Origin of the sequence: Paenibacillus sp. 102 (genome assembly GCF_039549175.1) — a bacterium.
Classification (GTDB): Bacteria; Bacillota; Bacilli; order Bacillales; family Bacillaceae_G; genus Bacillus_A.
The window spans coordinates 195,233-218,926 of the sequence record NZ_JBCGHT010000005.1; the positions used below are offsets into that span (position 1 = coordinate 195,233).

Below are 23,694 nucleotides of genomic sequence, written 5' to 3' on the forward strand. Positions count from 1 at the left end.
CCTTTTTCTTTGGCTGCTACTTATTTGTCGTTAAGACAAACTACACCTGGAAGCTCTTTACCTTCCATGAATTCTAATGACGCACCGCCGCCAGTAGAAATGTGGCTCATTTTATCAGCCATACCGAATTTTTCAACAGCTGCTGCAGAGTCACCACCGCCGATAACAGAGTATGTATCTTCTGCATCTGCTAATGCTTGCCCTACTGCTTTTGTACCTTCTGCGAATGGAGTCATTTCGAATACACCCATTGGTCCATTCCATACAACAAGCTTAGAGTTTTTAATTACATCTGCATAAATTTCACGTGTTTTAGGACCGATGTCCACGCCTTCCCAGTTAGAAGGGATAGAGTCGATACCAACAATTTTAGTTGTTGCAGTTTCAGAGAATTCCTCTGTGATTACAACATCAACTGGCATGTAGAAGTTTACGCCTTTTTCTTTTGCAAGTTGCATAAATTCTTTAGCTAGTTCAATCTTGTCGTCTTCACATAGAGATAGACCAATTTCATGACCTAAAGCTTTAACGAATGTGTAAGCAAGTCCGCCACCGATGATTAAGTTATCTACTTTGTCTAATAGATGACGAATTACACCGATTTTATCTTTTACTTTCGCACCACCGATGATAGCTGTGAATGGACGTTCTGGGTTAGAAAGTGCTTTACCTAATACATCTAACTCTTTTTCCATTAATAAACCAGATACTGCTGGTAGGTAGTCTGCGATTCCTGCTGTAGAAGCATGTGCACGGTGAGCTGCACCGAATGCATCGTTTACGAAGATATCAGCAAGAGCTGCAAATTCTTTCGCAAGTTCTGCATCGTTCTTTTCTTCGCCCGCATAGAAACGTACGTTTTCAAGAACTAATACGTCGCCTTCGTTCATTGCTGCAACCATTTCTTGTGCAACTGGTCCGAATGCTTCGTCCGCTTTCTTAACATCTTTACCAAGAAGCTCACCTAAACGTGCTGCTACTGGCGTAAGACGTAATTCTTCTACTGCTTGACCTTTTGGACGGCCTAAGTGACTTGCTAAAATTACTTTCGCACCTTGCTCTACTAAATATTGAATTGTAGGAAGAGCTGCACGGATACGAGTTTCATCTGTAATTTTGCCTTCTTTCATAGGTACGTTAAAATCAACGCGGCAAAATACTCGTTTACCTTTTAAATCTACGTCACGAATTGATTTTTTGTTCATTGGATTTCCCTCCGACTACTAGTTAGGATTGACAAAACCCATTCAAAAGCTTAACACATTTGCTTCTAAAACGAAAGAAGAGAGAGAGGGAACAAACCCTCTCCCTCGTTTTGTCATTGATTGCTTATATACTTAAGAATTAAAGACCTTTAGAAGTCATGTATGCAGCTAGGTCTACTACGCGGTTAGAGTAACCAGTTTCGTTATCGTACCAAGAAAGTACTTTAACCATGTTACCTTCCATTACCATTGTAGATAATGCATCGATTGTAGAAGAAGCTGTACATCCGTTATAGTCGATAGATACTAATGGCTCTTCGCTGTATCCAAGGATACCTTTTAATTCGCCTTCAGAAGCTGCTTTGAATGCTGCGTTTACTTCTTCAACTGTTACTTCTTTGTCAAGTTCAACAACTAAGTCAACAAGAGAAACGTTAGCAGTTGGAACACGTACAGCGCCACCGTTTAATTTACCTTTAAGTTCTGGTAATACTAATGCTACAGCTTTAGCTGCACCAGTAGATGTTGGGATCATGTTTTCAGCTGCTGCACGAGCACGACGTAAATCTTTGTGTGGTAAGTCTAAGATTTGTTGGTCGTTAGTGTAAGAGTGAATTGTTGTCATCATTCCGCGTTTTACGCCGAATTTTTCGTTTAATACTTTAGCGAATGGAGCTAGACAGTTTGTAGTACAAGAAGCGTTAGATACTACGTTGTGGTTAGCTGCATCGTATTGTTCGTGGTTAACACCCATAACTACAGTGATATCTTCGTCAGAAGCTGGAGCTGAGATGATAACTTTCTTAACTGATCCACCTAAGTGTTTCTCAGCGTCTGATTTTTTAGTGAAACGGCCAGTAGATTCTACTACTACTTCTACTCCGTAGTCGCTCCATGGTAATTGTGCTGGGTCACGCTCAGCGATAACTTTAATTTCTTTACCGTTAACAACGATGCTGTTTTCGTTAGCAGATACTTCTGCATTTAAAGTTCCGTGAACTGTGTCATATTTTAAAAGGTGAGCTAATGTTTTAGCGTCTGTTAAGTCGTTGATTGCTACTACTTCTACCTCAGAGTTGTTAAGAGCTGCGCGGAATACGTTACGTCCGATACGTCCAAATCCATTAATACCAATTTTAGTCATTTGAATTTCCTCCTTGGGGGATTATATTAAAGGGTAATACCCTTTGTTAATTGTTTTGCTGCACCTTCATCTGTAATCAGAATCGAAGTATGCCCTTGCTTAATTACAGCCTGTATTGCTTTTGCTTTTGAAGAACCTCCAGCGACTGCAACAACGTGAGATACGTTTTGTAAATCTTTTAGCTGCATGCCAACTGTTTGTACTTTATGAACGACATTACCTTGTTCATTGAAGTAATAACCGAAAGCTTCGCCGACTGCTTCACTTGCTTTAATTTTCATCCAATCTGCTTCTGAAGTACTTCTGCGACGTGCCATTGTTAACGCATCACCTATTCCATGAATAACGATATTGGAAGATCGAATCAACTCAAGAACTTCTTTCACGGAAGGCTCTGTCACAATGGACGCATATGCTTCGCTACTAACATGGTCTGGAACATACAATAAGCGGTAATTACTCATCGTATTCTGTGCCATTTTCGCACAAATGGTATTGGCCTCTAATTCGACACCTTCACCAATTCCACCACGTGCTGGGACAAATAGCATATGTAAATCTTTGCAATCGAGTTGCATCATGTCCGCAGCAGCAGCTAGCGTTGTTCCTCCAGCCACAGCAACGATATTATTCGCTGTCAGACGGTCTTTTATACAAGTCACACAAGCACGGCCCATCTCCAATTTGACCCAAGGTGATTCATCACTATCACCAGGGACAACGAAAACTTCATCCAAGTCTAATGTTTCCTTAAGTTGTTTTTCTAAAACCTTTAGCCCGGAAATTTCTTTCATAAAGTCTTCCAAAGCAAGAACCACAGTTGTTCCTTCTTCTGTTAAAGTCATTCCAGAAGAGGCGACGTGAACTAAGTTTTGTTCTTTCAAAACTTGTACTTCACTTCGCAATACTCGTTCTGTCATACCAAGACTTGCAGATAAGTTTCTTCTTCCAATCGGCTGCATGAGACGAATGTGTTGAAGAATTTGCATTCTCGTTTGCATAACAGGTAGCAGATCAGGTAATAATTTTTTTGTATTTTGAATCCATGAGCGCATATCATTTCTCCTCACTGCATCGGTTCATTTTCCCTTGTGGTCATTTTATGTCCCATAGTGACATTTTATGTCCCACTAGGTTTAAAAAAATAATCCCTGCTACGTGTATTATTGTAACAGGAGATAGAAACTTATTCAACTCTTAACTGCATTCTTTATATAGTTTATTATGACATCTTTGTGAATGACACCGTATTCCGCCTGTTTTCCGTCAATTTCTACAACGGGAATCATAATTTGATACTTTTCTAAAAGCTCATCATCTTCGTATATATCTATTTCCTCGATGTCAAAAGAATATTCATGTTGCACTTCTTTCAAAAGCTGCTTTGCTTTCTCACAAAGTCCACAGTCCGTTTTCGTATATAAAACAACCTTCATCTTCTTCACCTATCCAATTGTTTTTCTTAAAGAAGAAGCCGGAATGTTCATTTGCTCTCGATATTTCGCAACTGTTCTTCTTGAAATAACGATTTCATGCTCTTCTTCTAACAATTTTGAAATTTTTTGATCTGAAAGTGGTTTTTTCTTATTTTCTTGTTCTACAAGCTTTTGAATAAATTGTTTTACACGCTTTGTAGAAACAGCTTCATCTTCTGTTGTAGCGACCGCATTACTAAAGAATGACTTCATTTCAAACAATCCATGCGGCGTTTGTACATATTTATTACGTGTAGCACGGCTAATTGTGGACTCATGTACACTTAATTCCTCTGCTACTTCCTTTAAAGCAAGCGGTTTTAAATACTCTGGACCTTTCCAAAAGAAATCATGTTGCTTTTCCATAATGATGTCCATTACTTGCAAAAGCGTTTGTTTTCGTTGCTTTAAACTACGCATAATCCACTGCACATGCTGATACTTCTCAGATACATAGGAAGCCACTTCACTTTCACTATTATGAAGAAGCGCACTATACTCTGAATGAATTTCAATTCTCGGCATATTCCGTTCATTCATTTGTAAAACCAGACGACTACCGTCTTTTTTCACAGCCATATCCGGAACAATATAAAGCGGCTTCTCAGAAGAAAATGCGAGACCTGGTTTTGGCTGTAGTGATGTAATGCAGTTTACAGCATCCTGTAATTCTTCATTACTACATTTCATAACTTGAACGAGCTTTCGCCAATCTTTCTTAACGAAATAAGCGAAATGTTCATCCACAATTTCTTCCGCCAACCCATCCCTCCTTTGTAAGCGCTTCAACTGAATTGATAGACATTCCTGAATGTTACGTGCTCCTACCCCTGCTGGCTCTAATGATTGGACAAGTTCTATAGAGCGATCTACCGCATTAATTGACGCAGAAAGTAGCTCTGCTAATTCTTCATTCGTTTCTTGTAAGTATCCATTCTCATCCATGTTCATAATAATGAAAGAAGCTGTTTTTCGCTCTTCTTCGTCTATTTTATAATACTGTATTTGATCTAATAAATGTTGTTGAATCGTTGTGGAATCCACACTATAGATTTCCATTTGATTGTCGACTTGTTTGCTGGTACTTTTACTTGTGTTAGAGCTCTTTTTCCTCTCCCTCTCAAAACCACCTAACTCAATAAGGGGATTCTCTAACGATTGCTCATACAAAAACTCCGATAATTCTTGTACATTATACTGGAGCATTGTAATCGCTTGTCTTAACTCTTGTGTCATTGCCAAACGTAAGCTTTGTTCTTGTAAAAGACTTGCCTTCAAACTAATCTCCCCCTTGTTTCTATTGTACAATAAGTTTGTTAAAAGGAGAATCCTGCATGGATACCCATTCCAAAATATTATTAATTTATATGTATTAATGACATTTACATCTTACAACTGCAAAATGAATAATATTGAAAGAAAATAATAAAAAATATGTAAATACAAATTAAAAACCTTCCTTTTTGGATGGAAGAGAGCATCCGATTACGCATAGAAACGGTCAGTGCTTTTTTTGCCCCATGCCAAGTAAAGTCAAAAGAAGACAGTAAGCGAAGGTCTCTTTTTGCTTTCATAGAAGCGACTTATATACATACAAATTGAAAAAGCGACATAAAGCCTTTTTTATTACCACATACTAATATTAAATCTTATAACCAGATATAACAAGAAGGAAAATAAAAGAGAAAACAGAATCATTTTGTATATTGCCGAACGGTCGATGTTTTGTGTCGAATTACCAATATATAATCGAAATAAAATAAAAAAGTCCTAACCTACAAATGTAAGTTAGGACTTTTTGACGCGCCCAGAGGGATTCGAACCCCCGACAGACGTGGTACCGGAAACCACCGCTCTATCCAACTGAGCTATGGGCGCATGAACAATATACTGGTAATTATATCTTCTTATGTCAATGTACGCAACTACTATCGCGTAAAAAAACTCCCTCCTATTTCTTCAAAAACAAAGTCAAAAACCTAAATTTGGAAATTATATTTTCACCCCTATTCACAAATCATAATCTTTGAATTGATATTCCAAAGGAGGCTTCATTCAATGACTGTAATTACAAAATTAAAGCAAACTGTTTCTGGGTTAAAAAGTGCACAAGCAAGCTTAGAGGGATTCGCGCTTGATACGGATAACCAACAAGCAAAACAACTTTTCCAGACAGCTGCGCAGCAAACGCAATCTATCATTGATACTTTAAATCCACGTGTTGAAGAAGTTCAGCAAGAAGAGCCTCAATACGGACAACAATAAGTGAAAGTACTGTTTTATCTTATGGTACTCACTGTTTGAGAAACAGAAAAAGGATGATTCCATATCATCCTTTTTCACTCGAATTACATAAAGCAATAGAAATGGAATGATTGCGATGCGAAAATTTGGCACAATTACCGTGTTATTCGTGCTTCTATTAGGTTTCATAACAGGATGTACGCATTCTTTAGATAAAGAGGTGAAACAAGAAACACAGAAAAAAACAGACAAAAAAAAGGATCCTCAATTAACGAAAGTAAGTATGGAGGAATCTTTTAATCAATCTATCGCGCATGACGCGAAAAAAAAGGCACTTGCCACGGAAGAAATACTAGAAGCTAGAGCTGCTAACTCTAACACAGATCTTTACATAGCTGTTAAACCAGAACATCATGAACGGTTTCAGTTAAAACCATTGAAAGCAAAAATCAAAAAACAATTAAAAAAAGAAAACCCTACTTTCAATATCTATGTCAGTACGGATCGAAAGATTTTCATCCTATTAGATAAGCTGGAAAACAAAATTAAGAAAAAAGAAGCAGACAAAAAATACATTAGAAAGAAATTAAAGACAGTCCACTCAGAAATGAACTCTGATACTTAATTGTACGTTCTCTAAAGGAAAAGGAATGATTCACATGCCAAGTAAAGATAAAGATTTAACACCAATACAACAAGAGTATAAAAAATTTGAGCAACAACGTGAACCGAAAAGGCCCGTTTTAAAAAATTGCATAAAAGCTTTTTTTGTAGGTGGTTTTATTTGTTTAATCGGTCAACTTATCTCCACCTTCTTCATCACATACTTTGATTTTTCAGAGCGCTCAGCAGGAAACCCTACAGTAGCAACACTGATTTTTATTTCTATGCTGCTTACAGGATTTGGCGTATATGATCGCCTTGCCCAATTTGGGGGTGCTGGTACAGCCGTACCTGTTACCGGATTTGGAAACTCCGTTATATCTGCTTGCATTGAACATAAGACAGAAGGCTTTGTCCTTGGAGTAGGTGGCAACATGTTTAAATTAGCGGGATCCGTTATTTTATTTGGTGTATTTGCCGCTTTTGTTATCGGTCTTATTAAAACCATTCTCATCCAATGGGGAGGAATGTAAATGTTACAAGGACACCGAACATGGGTATTTGAAAATAAACCAGTTATCATCTCAACAGGGGTTATCGGTGGACCATTTGAAGCGAAAGGAAAAATCCCTGAAGATTTTGATGCCCTTCATGAAGATTTATGGCTTGGGCAAGACTCTTATGAAAAAGCACATAAAGTGTTATTTGAAGAAGCTTGCAGTCGCGCAACCGAAAAGGCAAAGCTTCGCAAAGAAGATATTCAATTCATTTTAGCAGGTGACCTTATTAACCAAATTACTCCCTCTAGCTTCGCTTGCCGTACACTCGGCGCTCCCTATATTGGATTATTTGGTGCTTGTTCTACCTCTATGGAAGGACTTGCCCTCGGTGCAAGTATTGTAAATGCAAAAGGAGCAAAATATTTATTAACAGGTGCATCCAGTCACAATACTGCTGTTGAAAAACAATTTCGCTATCCTACTGAATATGGCGGTCAAAAACCTCCTACTGCTCAATGGACCGTCACAGGAGCTGGCGCCGCTCTTTTGAGCGATCAAGGAGAAGGGCCACGTGTTACATCAGCGACGATTGGCCGAGTTATTGATATGGGTCTAACCGACCCCTTTAACATGGGAGGTGCAATGGCTCCTGCAGCTGTTGATACGATTGAAGCACATTTAAGGGAAAGACAAATTGATGTATCCTACTACGACTTAATCGTTACAGGGGATCTCGGTCATGTCGGGCGTGAAATTGCTTATGATTTACTGCATAAGCACGGAACAAAAGTAGCAAGTGAACAGTTTCAAGATTGCGGATTACTTATTTATAGAGAGGGTCAACCTGTATTAGCTGGAGCAAGTGGTCCCGGTTGTTCAGCGACCGTCGTATACGGACATTTATTGAACAGAATGAAAAAAGGAGAATTCAATCGAATACTTGTCGTAGCTACTGGTGCTTTACTATCCCCTCTTACCTTCCAGCAAGACGAGTCTATTCCGTGTATCGCTCATGCCGTATCGATTGAATTTGGAGGTGTACAACAATGATCTTTTTCTGGGCCTTTGTCGTCGGTGGGCTCATCTGCGTAATCGGGCAGCTTATGTTTGACGTCGGTAAGCTCACACCCGCTCACACAATGGCAACGCTCGTTGTTGCTGGTGCGATACTAGATGGATTCGGTCTGTACGAGCCTTTAATTGATTTTGCAGGCGCTGGAGCAACGGTTCCGATTACAAGTTTCGGGAACGCCCTTGTTCATGGAGCTATGGCCGAAGCAGCCAAACATGGCATTGTCGGTGTAATAACAGGTATGTTTAAAGTCACAAGTGCCGGTATATCTGCAGCCATTATATTCGGATTTATCGGAGCATTACTATTTAAACCAAAAGGATAAGAGGTGTTTGCATGACCGTTATCGCCAGCGTAAAAACATGTCTCGCAAGTTTAAAAAGCGCACAAGCAAGTTTAAGTACATTTTCACAAAATGCCGCTGATGAAGAAGCAAAACGGGTTTTCCATGAATGTATGATGGAAATGGACAGTGTAATCGCTGACCTTAAAAGTAGAATTTCAGTATTAGAACGAGAAGAACCACAATATAAAGGATTTTAGGTAGAACAGGAGGAAATTAACATGCCTCATGTATCAGACTGGTTACTTGTCATTATACGTTCTTTAGCTATTTTAGTTATTTTATTTTCAATGACAAAATTGCTTGGAAAAAGACAAATCTCACAGCTTTCATTTTTCGAATACGTTGCAGGTTTGACAATCGGTAACATCGCTGCTGAAGTTACATCAGGATTGGAACGAAACTTTTGGCATGGTGTTTCTAGTATGCTTGTTTTTTCTCTTGTTCCATTTTTCGCAGGTATGGTTGCTTTAAAAAACAAGCGGCTCAGAAATTTCATTGAAGGAAAAGCAACTGTTTTTATAAAAGACGGAAAAGTTCTTGAGGATAATTTAAAGAAAGAAAATTATACAATTGATGAATTACTAGAGCTTCTTAGAAAGAGGAATGTATTTAACATAGCAGACATTGAATATGCTGTATTGGAGTCGGGCGGTGAACTAAATGTCTTGTTAAAGAGAGACAAACAGCCACTTACTCCAAAAGATATTGGTTTACAAGTCGCACCTGCAAAAGAAACACAAACTGTCATTATGGATGGGAATGTACTTGATGAACCACTTGCAGCCAGTGGTCATAATCGCGCCTGGCTTCATGCCGAATTAGAAAAAATCGGCGTCGTGATAGAAAATGTTTTTATTGGACAAATCGATTCTTACGGACAACTTACTGTCGATATTTATGATGATAAACTTCAAATGCCGTCTCCTCAAGATAAACCATTATTATTGGCTTCTTTGAAAAAATGCCAGGCTGATCTTGAATTATTTTCATTAGAAACAAATTCAAAATCAGCAAGTCAAATGTATAGCAAAAACGCAAAACAAATTGAAACTATTTTAAATAGAGTAACCTATCTTTTAAAGGAATAATAAGCAAAAGAACGCTTCTACAGAAAAGGCGTTCTTTTGTTATTTCGCCAACAGAATATCCTCCCTTTTCACACCCTTCCCTTTCCCCCACTGATTAACGTTTCACTTTATCAAATACGTTTAAATTTATATAATTCGGTTATGATGTTGAAGATACATAAGCAGGGAATTTCAAATACATAGCGAATAAATCATGATACAACTACATATTTTTTTTGATTTAAGTGGTTTCGTTTGACCTTTATTGACCATAATTGTATTATAAGACTAAGAAAGCTTTCAAAGGAGGAAATAACAGATGAATTTAATTCCTACAGTAATTGAACAAACAAATCGTGGAGAACGCGCTTACGATATTTACTCTCGCCTATTAAAAGACCGCATCATTATGCTTGGTAGTGCAATTGATGACAACGTAGCAAACTCAATCGTTTCCCAGCTTTTATTCTTGGAATCCCAAGACCCTGAAAAAGATATTCACATATACATCAACAGCCCTGGTGGTTCTATCACAGCAGGTATGGCAATTTACGATACAATGCAATTTATTAAACCACAAGTATCAACAATTTGTATCGGTATGGCAGCATCTATGGGTGCTTTCCTACTTGCAGCAGGTGAAAAAGGAAAACGTTTCGCACTTCCAAACAGTGAAGTTATGATTCACCAACCACTTGGCGGTGCACAAGGTCAAGCGACTGAAATTGAAATCGCTGCAAAACGTATCCTATTCTTACGTGAAAAATTAAACCAAATTCTTGCTGATCGCACAGGTCAACCATTAGAAGTACTACAACGCGACACAGACCGCGACAACTTCATGACAGCAGAAAGAGCACTAGAATACGGCTTAATCGATAAAATCTTTACAAACCGTTAATATATTAAAAGCGAAAGCGGCTCGTTTAGAACAGGAGGACGTTGGAACCCCCTCGGACGAGGCGCTTTTTGCCTCGTCCGAGGGGGCGAAACGACCGGACATTCTAGCCGCCGGAGCTGGATAATACTAAAAGCAGAAGCGGCTCGTTTAGAACTGCTCTCAAAAAGGCTATCGCTCATGCGATAGCCTTTCTTATTGACCATTTCACAAAATATATCAGCAATTTTTTCAATATATCGCCTACTTCTCATGATATATCGGCGCAAATTGAAATATATCGACGATTCGACACAACATATCGACCACTCGACAAAATTACCTCTCCCACCCTCTCCATACCCATTATTTAATACAGAAAAAGTGACAAACCTGTAAAAAAAACAAATGTGTGATTTGGCTCACAATCATATTCCGATCTTTATGTTACAGTGTAAATGATAATTCATATCATTTATTTCGAGGTGAGAATGATGCCAAAACAAATTAATTTTCATCACACTGTTTATGATTTAACAACTCAACATCCTGAAATCATCCCAATTTTAAAAAAGCTTGGCTTTGAAAATATAACAAAACCTAATATGCTGCAAACAGTTGGACGTGTAATGACTATTCCGAAAGGGTGCCGAATGAAAGGTATTTCATTGGACACAGTAAAAGAAGCTTTTCAAAATAGTGGATTTAACATTAACGAGTAGAGGAGAATCCTTATGAGCGAAATGATTAATAACCGTGAACAAGAAAATATAAATAGCTCTGAACGACAAACAATCTTAAAGACTATTATTAAAGATCTTCATAACGGAAAAAACATTGAAGATGTAACAACTCAGTTTCAAGAAGCAATCGGAAATATTACTGTAGCAGAAATTTCAAAGCTCGAACAGGCACTTATGGAGGAAGAAGAAATTCCAGTTGAAGAAGTACAACGCTTATGCTCCGTTCATACAGCTGTTTTTAAAGGATCCATTGAAGAAATTCATCAATCTAATAAACAAGAAGAGCAACCAGGCCATCCCATTCATACATTTAAACTGGAAAACAAAGAAATCGATCTACTTGTGAATTTCAAACTTCAACTTCACTATGAACATTTTGAAAAAGAAGATAACGAAGAAAATATTTATAAACTAATAGAAGACTTAAATTTATTACTAGATGTTGATAAACATTATAGCCGGAAAGAAAATCTACTTTTCCCTTATTTAGAGAAATACGGCATTTATGGGCCAACTCAAGTCATGTGGGGCGTTGATGACAGAATTCGTGCCGCTATTAAAGAAGCAAAACAAAAATTAGTAAATTATAATCAAGATAAAAAATCAGTCTTAGACCGCGTTTCTTTCGTCATCCATGACGTAACTGAAATGATTTTTAAAGAAGAAAATATTTTATTTCCGATGGCCCTTCAAACTCTTACAGAAGATGAATGGTTAAAAATCGCTCATGAAAGTGATGAAATCGGCTACTGCTTAACAAGTCCTACAAGTACATGGAAACCAGAAAGAAATATGATTAAAGAAGAAGCCATATCCGAAGGACTGATTCGTTTCGAAACAGGTATATTATCTTTAAAGCAGTTAGAACTAATGTTAAATCACTTACCTGTTGATATTACATTCATTGATGAAAATGATGTTGTGCGCTACTTCTCTCATGGAAAAGAACGAATCTTTGCCCGCACGAAAGCTGTCATTGGTCGAACAGTCCAAAACTGCCATCCTCCAAAAAGCGTTCATGTCGTTGAAAAACTCTTAGAAGATTTCAAATCTGGAAAAAAAGATTGCGAAGATTTTTGGATTCAATTTCAAGATAAATATGTATATATTCGCTACTTCGCAGTGCGAAATACAGATGGGAAATATATGGGTACTGTCGAATTCACACAAAACATTCAACCAATTCGTGAGCTCCAAGGAGAAAAACGGATCCTTTCATAATTTATCCAATCAAAAAAGCTATCGCTACATGCGATAGCTTTTTACTGTTTATTTTGTACATATGCTGCCAGCGCTTCTAAAGCTGCTTCCGCATCTGAACCTTCTGTTATAATCGTTACGTTGCTGCCAGACCCAATCGCTAAGCTCATAATCCCCATTATGCTCTTCGCATTGACTGTTTTGCCATCTTTCTCAATGAAAATATCAGCATGAAAACGATTTGCCTCTTGTACAAACAACGCAGCCGGACGTGCTTGTAAGCCGTTTTTTAATGCAACCTCAACTTGTTTCTGAACCATAGCTCCCATTTCCCCTTTACCGTTATTTTTTTGCTACCGGTTCCCCCGCGCGTAATTTCTCTGCAATTTCATCGATTTTACGCAAGCGATGATTGATACCTGATTTACTAATTTTCCCCCCAGATACCATCTCGCCTAGTTCTTTCAATGTTACATCTTGATAATTAATACGTAATTGTGCAATCTCTCGTAATTTATCTGGCAAAACATCGAGTCCAACCGTTTCATCAATGTAACGAATATTTTCAATCTGCCTTAAAGCGGCACCAATTGTTTTATTTAAATTGGCTGTTTCGCAGTTCACTAAACGATTGACCGAATTACGCATATCACGAACAATACGAATATCCTCAAATCTTAACAATGCATTATGTGCACCGATAATGTTTAAAAACTCCGTAATTTTCTCCGCCTCTTTTAAATACGTAATGTACCCTTTACGCCTTTCCAGTGTCTTACTATTTAAATCAAATCCGTTCATCAGTTCACATATAGAATCATTATGTTCCTTGTATAACGAAAAGACCTCTAAATGATAAGATGATGTTTCTGGGTTATTTACTGAACCACCTGCTAAAAATGCACCTCTTAAATAGGATCGTTTGCAGCATTTCTTTTCAATCAATTCTTGTGAAATATTACGAATAAATGAAAAGTCTTCCCTAACAATATGCAAATCCGCTAATATTTCACGAGATTTCTCAACAAGCCGAACGATATATACATTATTTTTCTTCAGTCGCATTTTTTTACGAACAAGCAATTCTACCGTCACGTCATATCCTTTTTTCAGCAATGTGTAAATTCTTCTTGCGATTGCTGCATTTTCTGTTTGAATATCAATCGAAAGGCGACGGTTTGAAAAAGAAAGTGATCCGTTCATTCGAAGCAATGCTGATAATTCTGCTTTCTCACAGCACTCCTTCATTTCAAGCTTCGTGAGCTCTTTCTTTGTTTCTGATGCAAATGACACAGCCCCACCTCCTTATACTATATTTTGGAACAAAAATCTTGTCCTATATGAATGAGTAGCGTTATCTCATACAGAGATAACGCATGCTTATAATAACGAATATAAAATAGAAGCTAATTTTAATGTATCATGTCTTACAACTTGATCATCATACTTTGCCAATTCATCTTGAATTAAGCGAATGTCACTTTCAGCAAAACGATCTTCATCAACTACAACAGGTTCAGACATTTCTTCTGCATACAGTTTACGTAATTCAGTAGGAATATCATGATTATTTACAATTGCTGTATCAATGAAAGGTTCGCCAAGGTGATCATGTAAAGCCTGCACATGATCAAATGCTGTATATCCCATCGTTTCTCCAGCTTGCGTCATGACATTACATACATATACTTTTTTCGCCCTTGCAGCAAGAACAGCTTTACCGATCTTTTCTACAATTAGGTTTGGCAAAATACTTGTGTACAAACTACCTGGACCGAAGACAAGTAAATCTGCTCGCTGAATTTCCATCAATGTCTCATACAATGGCTCTACATCACCCGGTGTTAAAAACACACGATTGATTTTTTTCCCAAAGTACGGAATTTTCGATTCACCTGTTACAATTTGCCCATCTTCCAATTCGGCATGAAGAACAACACTTTGATTGGCCGCTGGTAAAACACGCCCTCTCACATTTAACACTTTACTCGTTTCTGTAATGGCATGGAAAAAGTCTCCTGTAATCGACGTCATACCAGCTAATAATAAATTACCTAATGCATGACCCGTTAAACCTTCTCCGGATGTAAAACGATGTTGAAATAAAGCTTCCACAAGCGGCTCCACATCTGATAACGCAACAAGCACGTTACGAATGTCGCCTGGTGGTGGAATTTCTAACTCATCACGCAATCTACCTGAACTGCCACCATCATCAGCTACTGTAACAATCGCTGTAATATCAACAGGGTATTTCTTCAATCCTCGTAATAAAACCGATAGTCCAGTTCCTCCTCCCATGATGACAATTTTAGGTTTTCTCTCTTTTTTCATCCCTTAATGGCCCTTTCTCTTCTCCACATCACGATGAGATATATGAACGATATATTCTGGCTTCAAATGTTTTCCAAGGTATTCTGCAAGTGTCACAGAACGATGTTGCCCACCTGTACATCCAATCGCAATTACAAGCTGACTCTTGCCTTCTCTTTTATAATGAGGAAGCATGAAAGTAATAAGATCCGTCAACTTTTCTAAAAATTTATGCGTCTCATTAAACTTGAGCACATATGACGAAACTTCTTCATCCAGTCCTGTTAACGGCTTCATCTGTGGAATATAATATGGATTTGGTAAAAAACGAACATCAAATACTAAATCTGCATCAATTGGAATGCCGTACTTAAATCCAAATGACATCACATTCACACGAAATGCTTGCTCGTTTTCTGTTGAAAACAGATGAACAATTTTTTCGCGTAATTCTTTCGGTTTTAACTCAGACGTATCAAGTACAATATTCGCTCTTGCCTTCATGTCTGTTAATAAATTACGCTCGGCCTCAATTCCTTTTAACGGAAGTCCTGTCGGTGCAAGTGGATGCGAACGTCTCGTTTCTTTGTAACGCGTTACAAGCGTGCTATCTTTCGCATCTAAAAATAAAATATGAGGAATAATCCAAGTGCGTTCTGATAAATCATCAAGCGCTCCCCATAAATGTTCAAAAAATTCGCGGCCACGTAAATCAATACCTAGTGCCACCTTGTTCATTTTCCCTTTCGAGTCTGCCATCAGTTCAACAAACTTTGGCAATAACATCGGTGGTAAGTTATCTACACAAAAATATCCTAAATCTTCAAAACTTTGCAGGGCTACTGTTTTTCCTGCACCGGACATCCCTGTAATAATTACCATTTTAATATCATTATTTGCTGTCATTGTATCCCCTCCTCGGCGGTTTAGCTTGGATCCAATCGATATGAAAGTAATTCAAAGTCTGGTGTATATACAAACGTACCGTAGATGATTCCATTTCCTTTAATTAAGTAATCAATAATGTGATAATCTCCTGGCGCCATCGCTAATTCATCAATCTTATCAAATGTATGCCAGCCAATGATGCCTTCTTCGCTTTCCAATTTGTTTTCTCCTGCAAAATCTGTGGCTAAAAAGGAGAACATCATCCATTCAGAAACAACTTTATCACCTTCTTGGATGACAAAAGTGAAGACCCCCTTTAATGCTGGGTTCTTTAAATAAATACCTGTTTCTTCACGATATTCGCGAACAACAGAATCTCTTACCGTTTCACCGCGTTCCATTTTTCCGCCCGGTGCAACCCACCAGTTCCGACGAGGTTTTTGTAATAGGAGAACTTCATTATCTTTAATTAACACACAGTTTGTTACTCTTTGCATGCTTCTTCACCTCAGCTACTTGTGATGAATTTTTTCATCACATACTCATTTCATTATACTATCAAAAACAGTTTGTCACAATGAAGGAGGCTAGCCCCTTAAATAAGCAAATTACTAATAAGTAAACAAACTTATTCTTCCTAAGAACATAAAAAATCCCCTTAACGAATTTTATCGCCAAGGAGATTGACCACTTACTTTTTACTAAAATACGATACAATCGCAAAGCCTAAAATAAACGTAATAATTGAACTCACAATCGACATGCTACCGGTCGGAATTCCAGGAAACACTACTGCAATCGATCCGATAACGAGACCGATAATCGCCGCAAATGTTGCACTTTTAAAATGTGCTAATAAGTAGCTAATCCCTTTACTACTCACCACAAACCCAACCATAACACCTGCACCGATTACTGCAATTAGTGGTAGGTTTAATGTTGTTAGCGCATTAATTGCTGTTGGATACACACCGATAATTAATAAAATAAATGATCCGCTAATCCCTGGAAGAAGCATAGCCATACTAGCCATCCATCCTGCCAAGAATAGACCTACTGTATTTAAAATTGTTAACGTCGTAATTGGATCCGCTGCTTTATCTGGCTTAAAGAATGCCGTTACAGCTACAAGAACCGCTGCAACGATTAGTATAACAATATGTCCTGCTTTAAATGTTTCCTTTGCATTTGCTTCCTTCATTAACATTGGTAAAATGCTCAAGATTAAACCAAGGAAGAAAAACTGTGTTGGCTCATAATGATTTTCCAGTAAATACTTAATAACATGACTTAATGTTAAAAACGCTACTGCTACACCAGCAGCAAGCGGAATTAAAAAGCCTAAATGCTTTTTCCATTCACGACTAAAAAATCCACTAATCGCCGCAAGTAACCTTTCATAAATTCCTAGCACAACAGCAATTGTTCCGCCGCTAACACCAGGAATTAAATCACTAACGCCCATACAAAAACCGCGATATATATTACGCCATTCCATACCGAATAAACTCCTCATTTCTCATAATCATTTTTTCCGTAAATTCTAGTATAACAATAACCATCTGTACCTTCCATCGGAATTTTGACAAAAATTTTACATTTTAAATAAAAAATAAAGAAAGCCACCATCTATGAAGGTAGCTCTCTTCTCTAAAAGGATTCATATCCTTATTGTTCTGTTACAGTTTTTAATTCCTCTAACAACTCTTCTACATAGTGCTGTGCACTCTGCGCTGCAATACTACCATCGCCAGTTGCTGTTACAATTTGACGAAGCATTTTCTCACGAACATCACCAGCTGCGAAAATACCAGGAACTTTCGTTTCCATGCGCTCGTTCGTTTCAATATAACCATTTTCATTCGTAATACCAAGTTCAGTAAATGGTTTTGATAGTGGTAACATACCAACATAAATGAAGACACCATCAGTTTTAAACTCCTGTTCTTCACCACTGTTTACATCTACAAGTGTTACGCTACCTACTTTACCGCCCTCTTCGTTAATTTCTTTTACAGTGTGATTCCAAATGAAGTCTACTTTCTCATTTTGGAACGCACGGTCTTGCAGGATTTTCTGTGCACGAAGAGCGTCACGGCGATGAACGATTGTTACTTTTGATGCGAAACGTGTTAAATACACGCCTTCCTCAACAGCAGAGTCTCCGCCGCCAACAACAACAAGTTCTTTTCCTTTAAAGAATGCACCGTCACATACTGCACAGTATGATACACCGCGGCCACCAAGTTCTTTTTCACCTGGTACACCGACTTTTTTGTACTCTGCACCACTTGCAACGATAATTGCACGTGTTTTGTATTCTTTCTTACCAGCTATAATTGTTTTATATTCTTTACCATCGATGACTTCTTTCACATCACCATATGCATATTCAGCACCAAATTTCTTCGCATGCTCGAACATTTTATTTGATAAATCAGGTCCTAAAATGGATTCATAACCTGGATAGTTTTCTACATCTTCTGTATTTGCCATTTGTCCGCCCGGAATACCACGTTCAAGCATAAGCGTACTTAAATTTGCACGAGACGTATACACTGCAGCTGTCATCCCAGCTGGTCCAGCACCAATAATAATGACATCATAAATTTTTTCTTCTGACACACTATTCACTCCTATTCATTCCTACCATAACTTACCCTCATTATACTGTTAGCATCTGTTTTTTCCCAATGATTTGCCTATGCGTGAGTACGCTTTACTACTTGCACATATTTTCTCACAGTTGCTACAGATACATTATATATATTTCCTAGTTCGGCTTGTGTCATTTTATTTCTCTGCTGGCCGCGCACAATATATTCGATTGCCGCAGACCAACCAAACACATTCGTAAATACCGTCCCAGATGTATATAAGCGTATAAAAGTACAAAACCAAAAATGCAAGCATTCTTCAATCAATTCATCTTCTTTATTGGTATAGTTATATAAGGCATCCGCAATCCGAATACATTGTTCAAACGGTTGTAACTCACCTGGAATACTCTTATTACTACTCATTAAAAAGAAGTATTTTGCCAGTTGCGAAACAATCGGCACACGATTTTTCGCTTGCGTCACATCAAAGAAGAAGCCAATTTTTTCAGGTGTTGTTAGTTCATTCATTAAATACAGTGCTAGCATTTGCTCTTCTAACGTTTCACTTTGCTGGAAAGATTTCCGCAATTCTTCAAACAAAACATTCTGTCCTTCATCAGCTAAATGCAGGGCATTCCACGGCTCTTTCCCTTTTTTATCAGGGTGTAATTCTACAACAGATTGCCACATCTTTTCCGCTGTATGTTGATCTTCTATCATATAAGCAGAGTATGCAAACCAATAATAAAAGCTGACATCTCCTTCATATCCTTGACGCTTTAATAATCTTAACCATTTATATGCTGATGCAAAGTGACCAATTGTCGCAAATGTTGTCCCTAGCTTCAATCGGTGCTCAAATGACATTGGGTATACTGATTCTAATTGCCCAGCTAACGCTTCGACTTGCTTATGCTCTCCAATTGAATATAGAAAAATAAGTGTATTACAAAGCGCATGTATATTACCAGGATTTTTCTCTAAAATCATTTCTGTTAACTTTAATGCTTTATCCACATTTCCTAACTGAAAATGAGCAATTGCTAAGTTATTATAACCCGACCAAAACTCTGGATAATCCTTCGTTACAACTTCAAGTGTAGCAATCGCTTCCTCCAATTGTCCGTTACGGATATAGCGATTCGCCTCTTCCTGCATAACAATTAATTCATCTTCATCTTCAATTTCTTCCGTATCAAACGATTCTTCTTCCATAATCTCAAGTAATTCTAACGTATCTTCCACAAATTCTTTTTCTGTTGCTATCTCTAAATATTTCTCTGCATACTTCTTTGCTTGCTGAAACAAACCGAGATATGCGTAATTATTTGCGATAAAATAATAGCACTGCTCAATATCAGAATTCGAACGAATCAACTTCAAGAAAATTTGATTTGATTCTTGATACTCACCGACTTCAGATAATACAGTTGCTAATTGACATAAAATAAACGGCTCTTGCTCACTTTGTGCCGCTCTTCGAAAGTATTTAATTGCATCTTGTAATTTATGACCCTGATAAGCTTTCATTCCTTTTTTATAAAAGAAATCAGCTAATTGATTAAAAGAGATAACTTGTCCGTTCTCCTTATACATCCGTTGATTTTTCCCCATATATCCTCCAGTTTTTTGTTTTCTCGCTCACACATTCTTTTATCTATAAGTATAAACGATTCCGTAAAAAACAAAACAGTATATTATAATCAATTATTTCCTTTTTATTCATAAAAAGAGAAGAGAAATGTTACATTTTTAACATTGACCTTCTCTCCTCTACCATTTCTTCCTTCGTATAAATAATACGCATGGGATTCCCGCCTACAAAAGCACCGCTTGGTATATCACGGTGAACAAGCGTCCCTGCTGAAACAATGGCACCGTCCCCAATCTTCACACCTGGCAATACAGTCGAATTCGCCCCGATCATCACTTCATTCCCTATCACTACTTCTCCGAGGCGATATTCCGTAATTAAATATTCATGAGCTAAAATCGTTGTATTATAGCCGATTATTGAATTCGTTCCAACTGTAATCTTTTCCGGAAACATAAGATCCGGCATTGCCATAAGTGCAAATGATGTTTGCTTTCCTACTTTCATTCGTAAAAATGTGCGATACAACCAATTTTTCATCGATAAAAAAGGTGTATAGCGTGCAATTTGAATGACAATAAAATTTTTCAGCACCTTAAAGAACGATACTGTCTTATATACATTCCATAATGAATTTGCTCCTGAAACAGGGTAGCGCGTTGTCCGTCGCACTTGGCTCTCTCCCCTTACCTACTATTCAGACAAAATGGATAACAAATCACTCATTTTATCTAGTACATAATCCGGCTTATACGATTCTAAGTACTCTCTTCCTTTAATCGTCCAGGCAACTGCCGCTGTTTTCGTACCTGCGTTTTGTCCGCCTACTATATCATGATGATTATCGCCAACCATTAATGTTTCTTCTGGATTTGCACCTAGTAGCTTTAATGCTTTTTCAATTGGTTCTGGATGTGGTTTCACATGTTCTACGTCATCAATTGTAACAACAACATCAAAGAACTCATTTAATTTAGAAAGTCTTAAACCCATTTCTACCGTTTGTCTTGCCTTCGTTGTTACAATTCCAATTTTGTATCCTTGCTTCTTTAACTCTTGGACCGTCTCATAAACAGTCTCATATTCTTCCACTAGTTCATCGTGATGGTCATGATTAAACTGGCGATAGCACTGAATCATCTCATCTATCTTACTTTCATCCATTGAACGAAACGTCTCATGCAAAGATGGACCGATAAATGGCAATACGTCTTCGCGCTTATATTGATCCGGATAGTACTTGTTTAACGTGTGCAAAAAGGAAGAAATAATAAGTTCATTTGTATTAATTAATGTTCCATCTAAATCAAATAACACTGTATTTATTTTCATATGCTAAGGTCCTTTCGCTGCCTGAATATGAAAGAAGCAGCATCTCATACAAGATGCTACTTTTTTCTAGTTTTCTAAATATCTTTTATCAGCTTGCCCCATTTTACGTCTCACAATAATGAAAATGATCGAAATAACAACAAGCCCGATGGACACCACTTGTGCAATACGAAGAGGTCCTAACATTAAGCTATCTGTACGTAAGCCTTCTACAAAGAAACGGCCAATTGAATACCAAATTAAGTAAGTAAAGAACAATTCACCACGACGTAAATTCGCTTTGCGTAATAACAATAATAGAATTACACCAGCAAAATTCCATAATGATTCATATAAGAACGTTGGATGATAGTAAACACCAGCAATATACATTTGATTCACAATAAAATCCGGTAAATATAAACCTTCTAAAAATTGTCTCGTTACTTCACGGCCATGAGCCTCTTGGTTCATAAAGTTTCCCCATCGTCCAATTGCTTGTCCAAGTAAAATACTTGGCGCTGCAATATCAGCTAACTTCCAGAAGGAAACACCGCGTCTTTTCGCAAAGAAAACTCCCGTAATAACCGCCCCGATTAAGCCACCATGAATTGCCAAACCACCTTGACGAATATTAATAATTTGGCTTGGGTTTTGTACATAATATTCCCATTCAAAAATAACATAGTATGCTCTCGCACAAATAATCGCAATCGGTACCGCAAATAAAACAAGATCAACAAATGTATCTTTCGGAATACCTAATCGTTCACCTTCGCGAGTAGCAAGCCAAAGTCCAAGCAAAACACCCGTACCGATAATAATCCCATACCAATAAACTGGGAATGGTCCAAGTTGAATTGCTACGCGGTCTAGCTGTGGTACAGACCCTAACAGCATATGTATGACCTCCCTCTCCTAAATCACTCCTGATTCCCTAGTTCAATCGCACTCATTAAGCGCTCTGAAAATTGTTGCGCTGCATTGACTCCCATTCGTTTTAATCTGAAGTTCATTGCCGCTACTTCAATAATAACAGCCAAGTTTCGACCAGGACGAACCGGAAGTGTAATCTTCGTAAGTTCTGTATCTATAATCTTCATTTTCTCTTCATCAAGACCTAGGCGATCATAGTTTTTCTTTTGATCCCAAATCTCAAGACTAATTACAAGTGTAATACGCTTATAGTTTCGTACGGCACCTGCACCAAATAACGTCATTACGTTAATGATCCCTAGCCCACGAATTTCTAATAAATGCTCAATTAAATCTGGAGAGCTTCCGACTAATGTATCTTCATCTTCTTGACGAATTTCTACACTATCATCAGCCACTAAACGATGACCACGTTTTACAAGTTCAAGTGCTGTTTCACTTTTCCCGACACCACTTTGACCTGTAATTAAAACACCAACACCGTAAATATCCACTAACACACCGTGAACGGCAGTTGTTGGCGCTAACTTACCCTCTAAATAGTTTGTTAAACGACTTGATAACCTTGTCGTCGTTTGAGAAGAACGTAAAAGAGGCACACCAGATTGACTTGATGCCTGCAATAATTCCTTCGGTACATCTTGATTACGAGTTACAATAATACAAGGTGTCTCTTCTGTACAAAGAACTTTCATTCTTTCTTGCTTTTGTTCACTCGTTAGCGTATCGAAAAACGTAAGCTCCGTTTTCCCAAGAAGCTGGACGCGATCAGCTGGATAATATGTAAAAAAACCTGCCATTTCAATTCCAGGTCGCGATAAGTCACTTGTATCAATTGGACGATGAATTCCTTCTTCACCACTTATTAATTCCAATTGAAATTGTTCAATTAAATCTTTTGTCCTTACTTTTGGCATATGTAAACCTCCACTCCGCTGCGGGTTCAGTCTCATTTGATGTAAAATTCCATTCTATCCGATATTGTACCATTTTTTTCTGTAAACAAGAAATATGGTTTCTATTAAATAGAAAAAAACATTTCATGAGACTCGTGAAATGTTTTTCTTTTTGTCATTTTTCTATTTCTTTTCAGATAACGGCTCTACAATTACTTTATCAATCAGCATATTGAAAATAGAAATGCAAATTGCCGCAAGAATCGCTACACCAAATCCTGATATATTAAAAGCATCACCTAATAAAGAATCTGTTATTTTTAACGTAATTGCATTAATTACGATTAAGAAAAATCCAAATGTTAACACAGTAATCGGTAACGTAATTAAAATTAACAACGGTTTTACAAACACATTTAGAATCGATAAAATAATGCTCGCAATAATTGCCGTTTGTATATTTTCTATGTAAAATGCGTCTGGTGCAATTCCCTTTAGAAGACCTGATACAACAATTAACACGACGCTATTTACAAGAAGTGATAGAATCCATCTCATTTTCTTACACATCCTTTTGACATATATACTTAATCATACGCTAATGGCTAGGAAACGCCAAGTGTCATGTAAATTAAAAAACAAGAGAAAACCTTTCTTTTTTGGTGGGGAGAGAGCATCCG

General features: G+C 37.6%; 28 protein-coding genes and 1 tRNA gene. 10 read left to right on the forward strand and 19 right to left on the reverse strand.

The genetic code is table 11. The annotated features are described in order from the left end of the window. Positions 1-20 precede the first annotated feature (20 nt). The 6 genes from AAIE21_RS14970 to AAIE21_RS14995 all read right to left on the reverse strand — a co-directional run bounded on the left by AAIE21_RS14970 (position 21) and on the right by AAIE21_RS14995 (position 5,702). Positions 21-1,205: a phosphoglycerate kinase gene (locus AAIE21_RS14970; protein ID WP_001036331.1), complete on the reverse strand. Its 1,185-nt coding sequence runs from the start codon at positions 1,203-1,205 to the stop codon at positions 21-23. 139 nt (positions 1,206-1,344) lie between these two features. Then, on the reverse strand, positions 1,345-2,349 hold the full coding sequence (gene gap, locus AAIE21_RS14975; protein WP_000161237.1) for a type I glyceraldehyde-3-phosphate dehydrogenase: 1,005 nt from the start codon (positions 2,347-2,349) through the stop codon (positions 1,345-1,347). Between the two features lie 26 nt (positions 2,350-2,375). After that, positions 2,376-3,404: a gapA transcriptional regulator CggR gene (gene cggR / locus AAIE21_RS14980; RefSeq protein ID WP_343267504.1), complete on the reverse strand. Its 1,029-nt coding sequence runs from the start codon at positions 3,402-3,404 to the stop codon at positions 2,376-2,378. 135 nt (positions 3,405-3,539) lie between these two features. Then, positions 3,540-3,785, reverse strand: a complete 246-nt coding sequence (locus tag AAIE21_RS14985) for a glutaredoxin family protein (RefSeq protein WP_343267505.1) — start codon at positions 3,783-3,785, stop codon at positions 3,540-3,542. 9 nt (positions 3,786-3,794) lie between these two features. Beyond that, positions 3,795-5,102 carry an RNA polymerase factor sigma-54 gene (gene rpoN / locus AAIE21_RS14990; protein WP_343267506.1) on the reverse strand — a complete coding sequence of 436 codons (1,308 nt, stop codon included), beginning with the start codon at positions 5,100-5,102 and terminating at the stop codon, positions 3,795-3,797. A gap of 524 nt (positions 5,103-5,626) precedes the next feature. Then, positions 5,627-5,702 (reverse strand) — tRNA-Arg (locus AAIE21_RS14995). 180 nt (positions 5,703-5,882) lie between these two features. On the opposite strand from AAIE21_RS14995, the gene AAIE21_RS15000 reads away from it, so the two are divergent. The 10 genes from AAIE21_RS15000 to AAIE21_RS15045 all read left to right on the forward strand — a co-directional run bounded on the left by AAIE21_RS15000 (position 5,883) and on the right by AAIE21_RS15045 (position 12,497). Beyond that, the gene (locus AAIE21_RS15000; RefSeq protein ID WP_033673197.1) at positions 5,883-6,089 is read left to right on the forward strand and encodes a DUF1657 domain-containing protein; all 207 of its coding nucleotides are present in this window, start codon (positions 5,883-5,885) and stop codon (positions 6,087-6,089) included. A 115-nt stretch (positions 6,090-6,204) separates the two neighbouring features. Continuing rightward, complete coding sequence (locus tag AAIE21_RS15005; protein ID WP_343267507.1) at positions 6,205-6,693, forward strand: YhcN/YlaJ family sporulation lipoprotein; 489 nt, start codon at positions 6,205-6,207, stop codon at positions 6,691-6,693. A 34-nt stretch (positions 6,694-6,727) separates the two neighbouring features. Beyond that, positions 6,728-7,204 carry a stage V sporulation protein AC gene (gene spoVAC / locus AAIE21_RS15010; protein WP_343267508.1) on the forward strand — a complete coding sequence of 159 codons (477 nt, stop codon included), beginning with the start codon at positions 6,728-6,730 and terminating at the stop codon, positions 7,202-7,204. Next, positions 7,205-8,221 carry a stage V sporulation protein AD gene (gene spoVAD / locus AAIE21_RS15015; RefSeq protein WP_343267509.1) on the forward strand — a complete coding sequence of 339 codons (1,017 nt, stop codon included), beginning with the start codon at positions 7,205-7,207 and terminating at the stop codon, positions 8,219-8,221. Then, positions 8,218-8,568 (forward strand): stage V sporulation protein AE, encoded by a 351-nt coding sequence (gene spoVAE / locus AAIE21_RS15020; protein WP_098336686.1) that lies wholly within the window; start codon positions 8,218-8,220, stop codon positions 8,566-8,568. Before spoVAD ends, spoVAE begins: the two co-directional genes overlap by 4 nt. Positions 8,569-8,579: 11 nt before the next feature. After that, complete coding sequence (locus AAIE21_RS15025; RefSeq protein ID WP_343267510.1) at positions 8,580-8,786, forward strand: DUF1657 domain-containing protein; 207 nt, start codon at positions 8,580-8,582, stop codon at positions 8,784-8,786. A gap of 21 nt (positions 8,787-8,807) precedes the next feature. Continuing rightward, positions 8,808-9,677: a DUF421 domain-containing protein gene (locus AAIE21_RS15030; RefSeq protein WP_343267511.1), complete on the forward strand. Its 870-nt coding sequence runs from the start codon at positions 8,808-8,810 to the stop codon at positions 9,675-9,677. A 298-nt stretch (positions 9,678-9,975) separates the two neighbouring features. Continuing rightward, positions 9,976-10,557: an ATP-dependent Clp endopeptidase proteolytic subunit ClpP gene (gene clpP / locus AAIE21_RS15035; RefSeq protein ID WP_001049156.1), complete on the forward strand. Its 582-nt coding sequence runs from the start codon at positions 9,976-9,978 to the stop codon at positions 10,555-10,557. A 470-nt stretch (positions 10,558-11,027) separates the two neighbouring features. Continuing rightward, on the forward strand, positions 11,028-11,255 hold the full coding sequence (locus AAIE21_RS15040) for a DUF1858 domain-containing protein (RefSeq protein ID WP_343267512.1): 228 nt from the start codon (positions 11,028-11,030) through the stop codon (positions 11,253-11,255). 12 nt (positions 11,256-11,267) lie between these two features. Then, positions 11,268-12,497 carry a DUF438 domain-containing protein gene (locus AAIE21_RS15045; RefSeq protein ID WP_343267513.1) on the forward strand — a complete coding sequence of 410 codons (1,230 nt, stop codon included), beginning with the start codon at positions 11,268-11,270 and terminating at the stop codon, positions 12,495-12,497. Positions 12,498-12,538: 41 nt separating this feature from the next. Here the strand turns inward: AAIE21_RS15045 and AAIE21_RS15050 are convergent, their stop codons facing one another. From AAIE21_RS15050 to AAIE21_RS15110, 13 genes are all read right to left on the reverse strand, one after another. Further along, a complete protein-coding gene (locus AAIE21_RS15050; RefSeq protein ID WP_006096515.1) occupies positions 12,539-12,796 on the reverse strand; it encodes an HPr family phosphocarrier protein in 258 nt (85 codons plus the stop codon). A gap of 22 nt (positions 12,797-12,818) precedes the next feature. Beyond that, positions 12,819-13,769, reverse strand: a complete 951-nt coding sequence (gene whiA, locus AAIE21_RS15055) for a DNA-binding protein WhiA (protein WP_003201892.1) — start codon at positions 13,767-13,769, stop codon at positions 12,819-12,821. 87 nt (positions 13,770-13,856) lie between these two features. Beyond that, positions 13,857-14,810: a gluconeogenesis factor YvcK family protein gene (locus AAIE21_RS15060; protein WP_343267514.1), complete on the reverse strand. Its 954-nt coding sequence runs from the start codon at positions 14,808-14,810 to the stop codon at positions 13,857-13,859. A 3-nt stretch (positions 14,811-14,813) separates the two neighbouring features. Next, the gene (gene rapZ, locus AAIE21_RS15065) at positions 14,814-15,695 is read right to left on the reverse strand and encodes an RNase adapter RapZ (protein ID WP_017153387.1); all 882 of its coding nucleotides are present in this window, start codon (positions 15,693-15,695) and stop codon (positions 14,814-14,816) included. A 20-nt stretch (positions 15,696-15,715) separates the two neighbouring features. Then, the gene (locus tag AAIE21_RS15070) at positions 15,716-16,174 is read right to left on the reverse strand and encodes an NUDIX hydrolase (RefSeq protein WP_001190078.1); all 459 of its coding nucleotides are present in this window, start codon (positions 16,172-16,174) and stop codon (positions 15,716-15,718) included. Positions 16,175-16,368: 194 nt separating this feature from the next. After that, positions 16,369-17,175: a DUF368 domain-containing protein gene (locus AAIE21_RS15075; protein WP_343267515.1), complete on the reverse strand. Its 807-nt coding sequence runs from the start codon at positions 17,173-17,175 to the stop codon at positions 16,369-16,371. Between the two features lie 170 nt (positions 17,176-17,345). Next, entirely contained in the window at positions 17,346-18,302 is a 957-nt protein-coding gene (trxB, locus tag AAIE21_RS15080) for a thioredoxin-disulfide reductase (RefSeq protein ID WP_343267516.1), read from the reverse strand. Positions 18,303-18,379: 77 nt separating this feature from the next. Next, positions 18,380-19,891 (reverse strand): tetratricopeptide repeat protein, encoded by a 1,512-nt coding sequence (locus AAIE21_RS15085; RefSeq protein WP_343267517.1) that lies wholly within the window; start codon positions 19,889-19,891, stop codon positions 18,380-18,382. A gap of 130 nt (positions 19,892-20,021) precedes the next feature. After that, positions 20,022-20,543, reverse strand: coding sequence for an acyltransferase (locus AAIE21_RS15090; RefSeq protein WP_343267518.1), 522 nt, complete (start codon positions 20,541-20,543; stop codon positions 20,022-20,024). Between the two features lie 21 nt (positions 20,544-20,564). Then, on the reverse strand, positions 20,565-21,203 hold the full coding sequence (ppaX, locus tag AAIE21_RS15095; RefSeq protein ID WP_343267519.1) for a pyrophosphatase PpaX: 639 nt from the start codon (positions 21,201-21,203) through the stop codon (positions 20,565-20,567). A gap of 66 nt (positions 21,204-21,269) precedes the next feature. Then, the gene (lgt, locus tag AAIE21_RS15100; RefSeq protein WP_343267520.1) at positions 21,270-22,082 is read right to left on the reverse strand and encodes a prolipoprotein diacylglyceryl transferase; all 813 of its coding nucleotides are present in this window, start codon (positions 22,080-22,082) and stop codon (positions 21,270-21,272) included. A 23-nt stretch (positions 22,083-22,105) separates the two neighbouring features. Next, positions 22,106-23,035, reverse strand: a complete 930-nt coding sequence (gene hprK / locus AAIE21_RS15105; protein ID WP_343267521.1) for an HPr(Ser) kinase/phosphatase — start codon at positions 23,033-23,035, stop codon at positions 22,106-22,108. A 162-nt stretch (positions 23,036-23,197) separates the two neighbouring features. Then, positions 23,198-23,572 (reverse strand): phage holin family protein, encoded by a 375-nt coding sequence (locus tag AAIE21_RS15110; RefSeq protein WP_343267522.1) that lies wholly within the window; start codon positions 23,570-23,572, stop codon positions 23,198-23,200. Positions 23,573-23,694 lie beyond the last annotated feature (122 nt).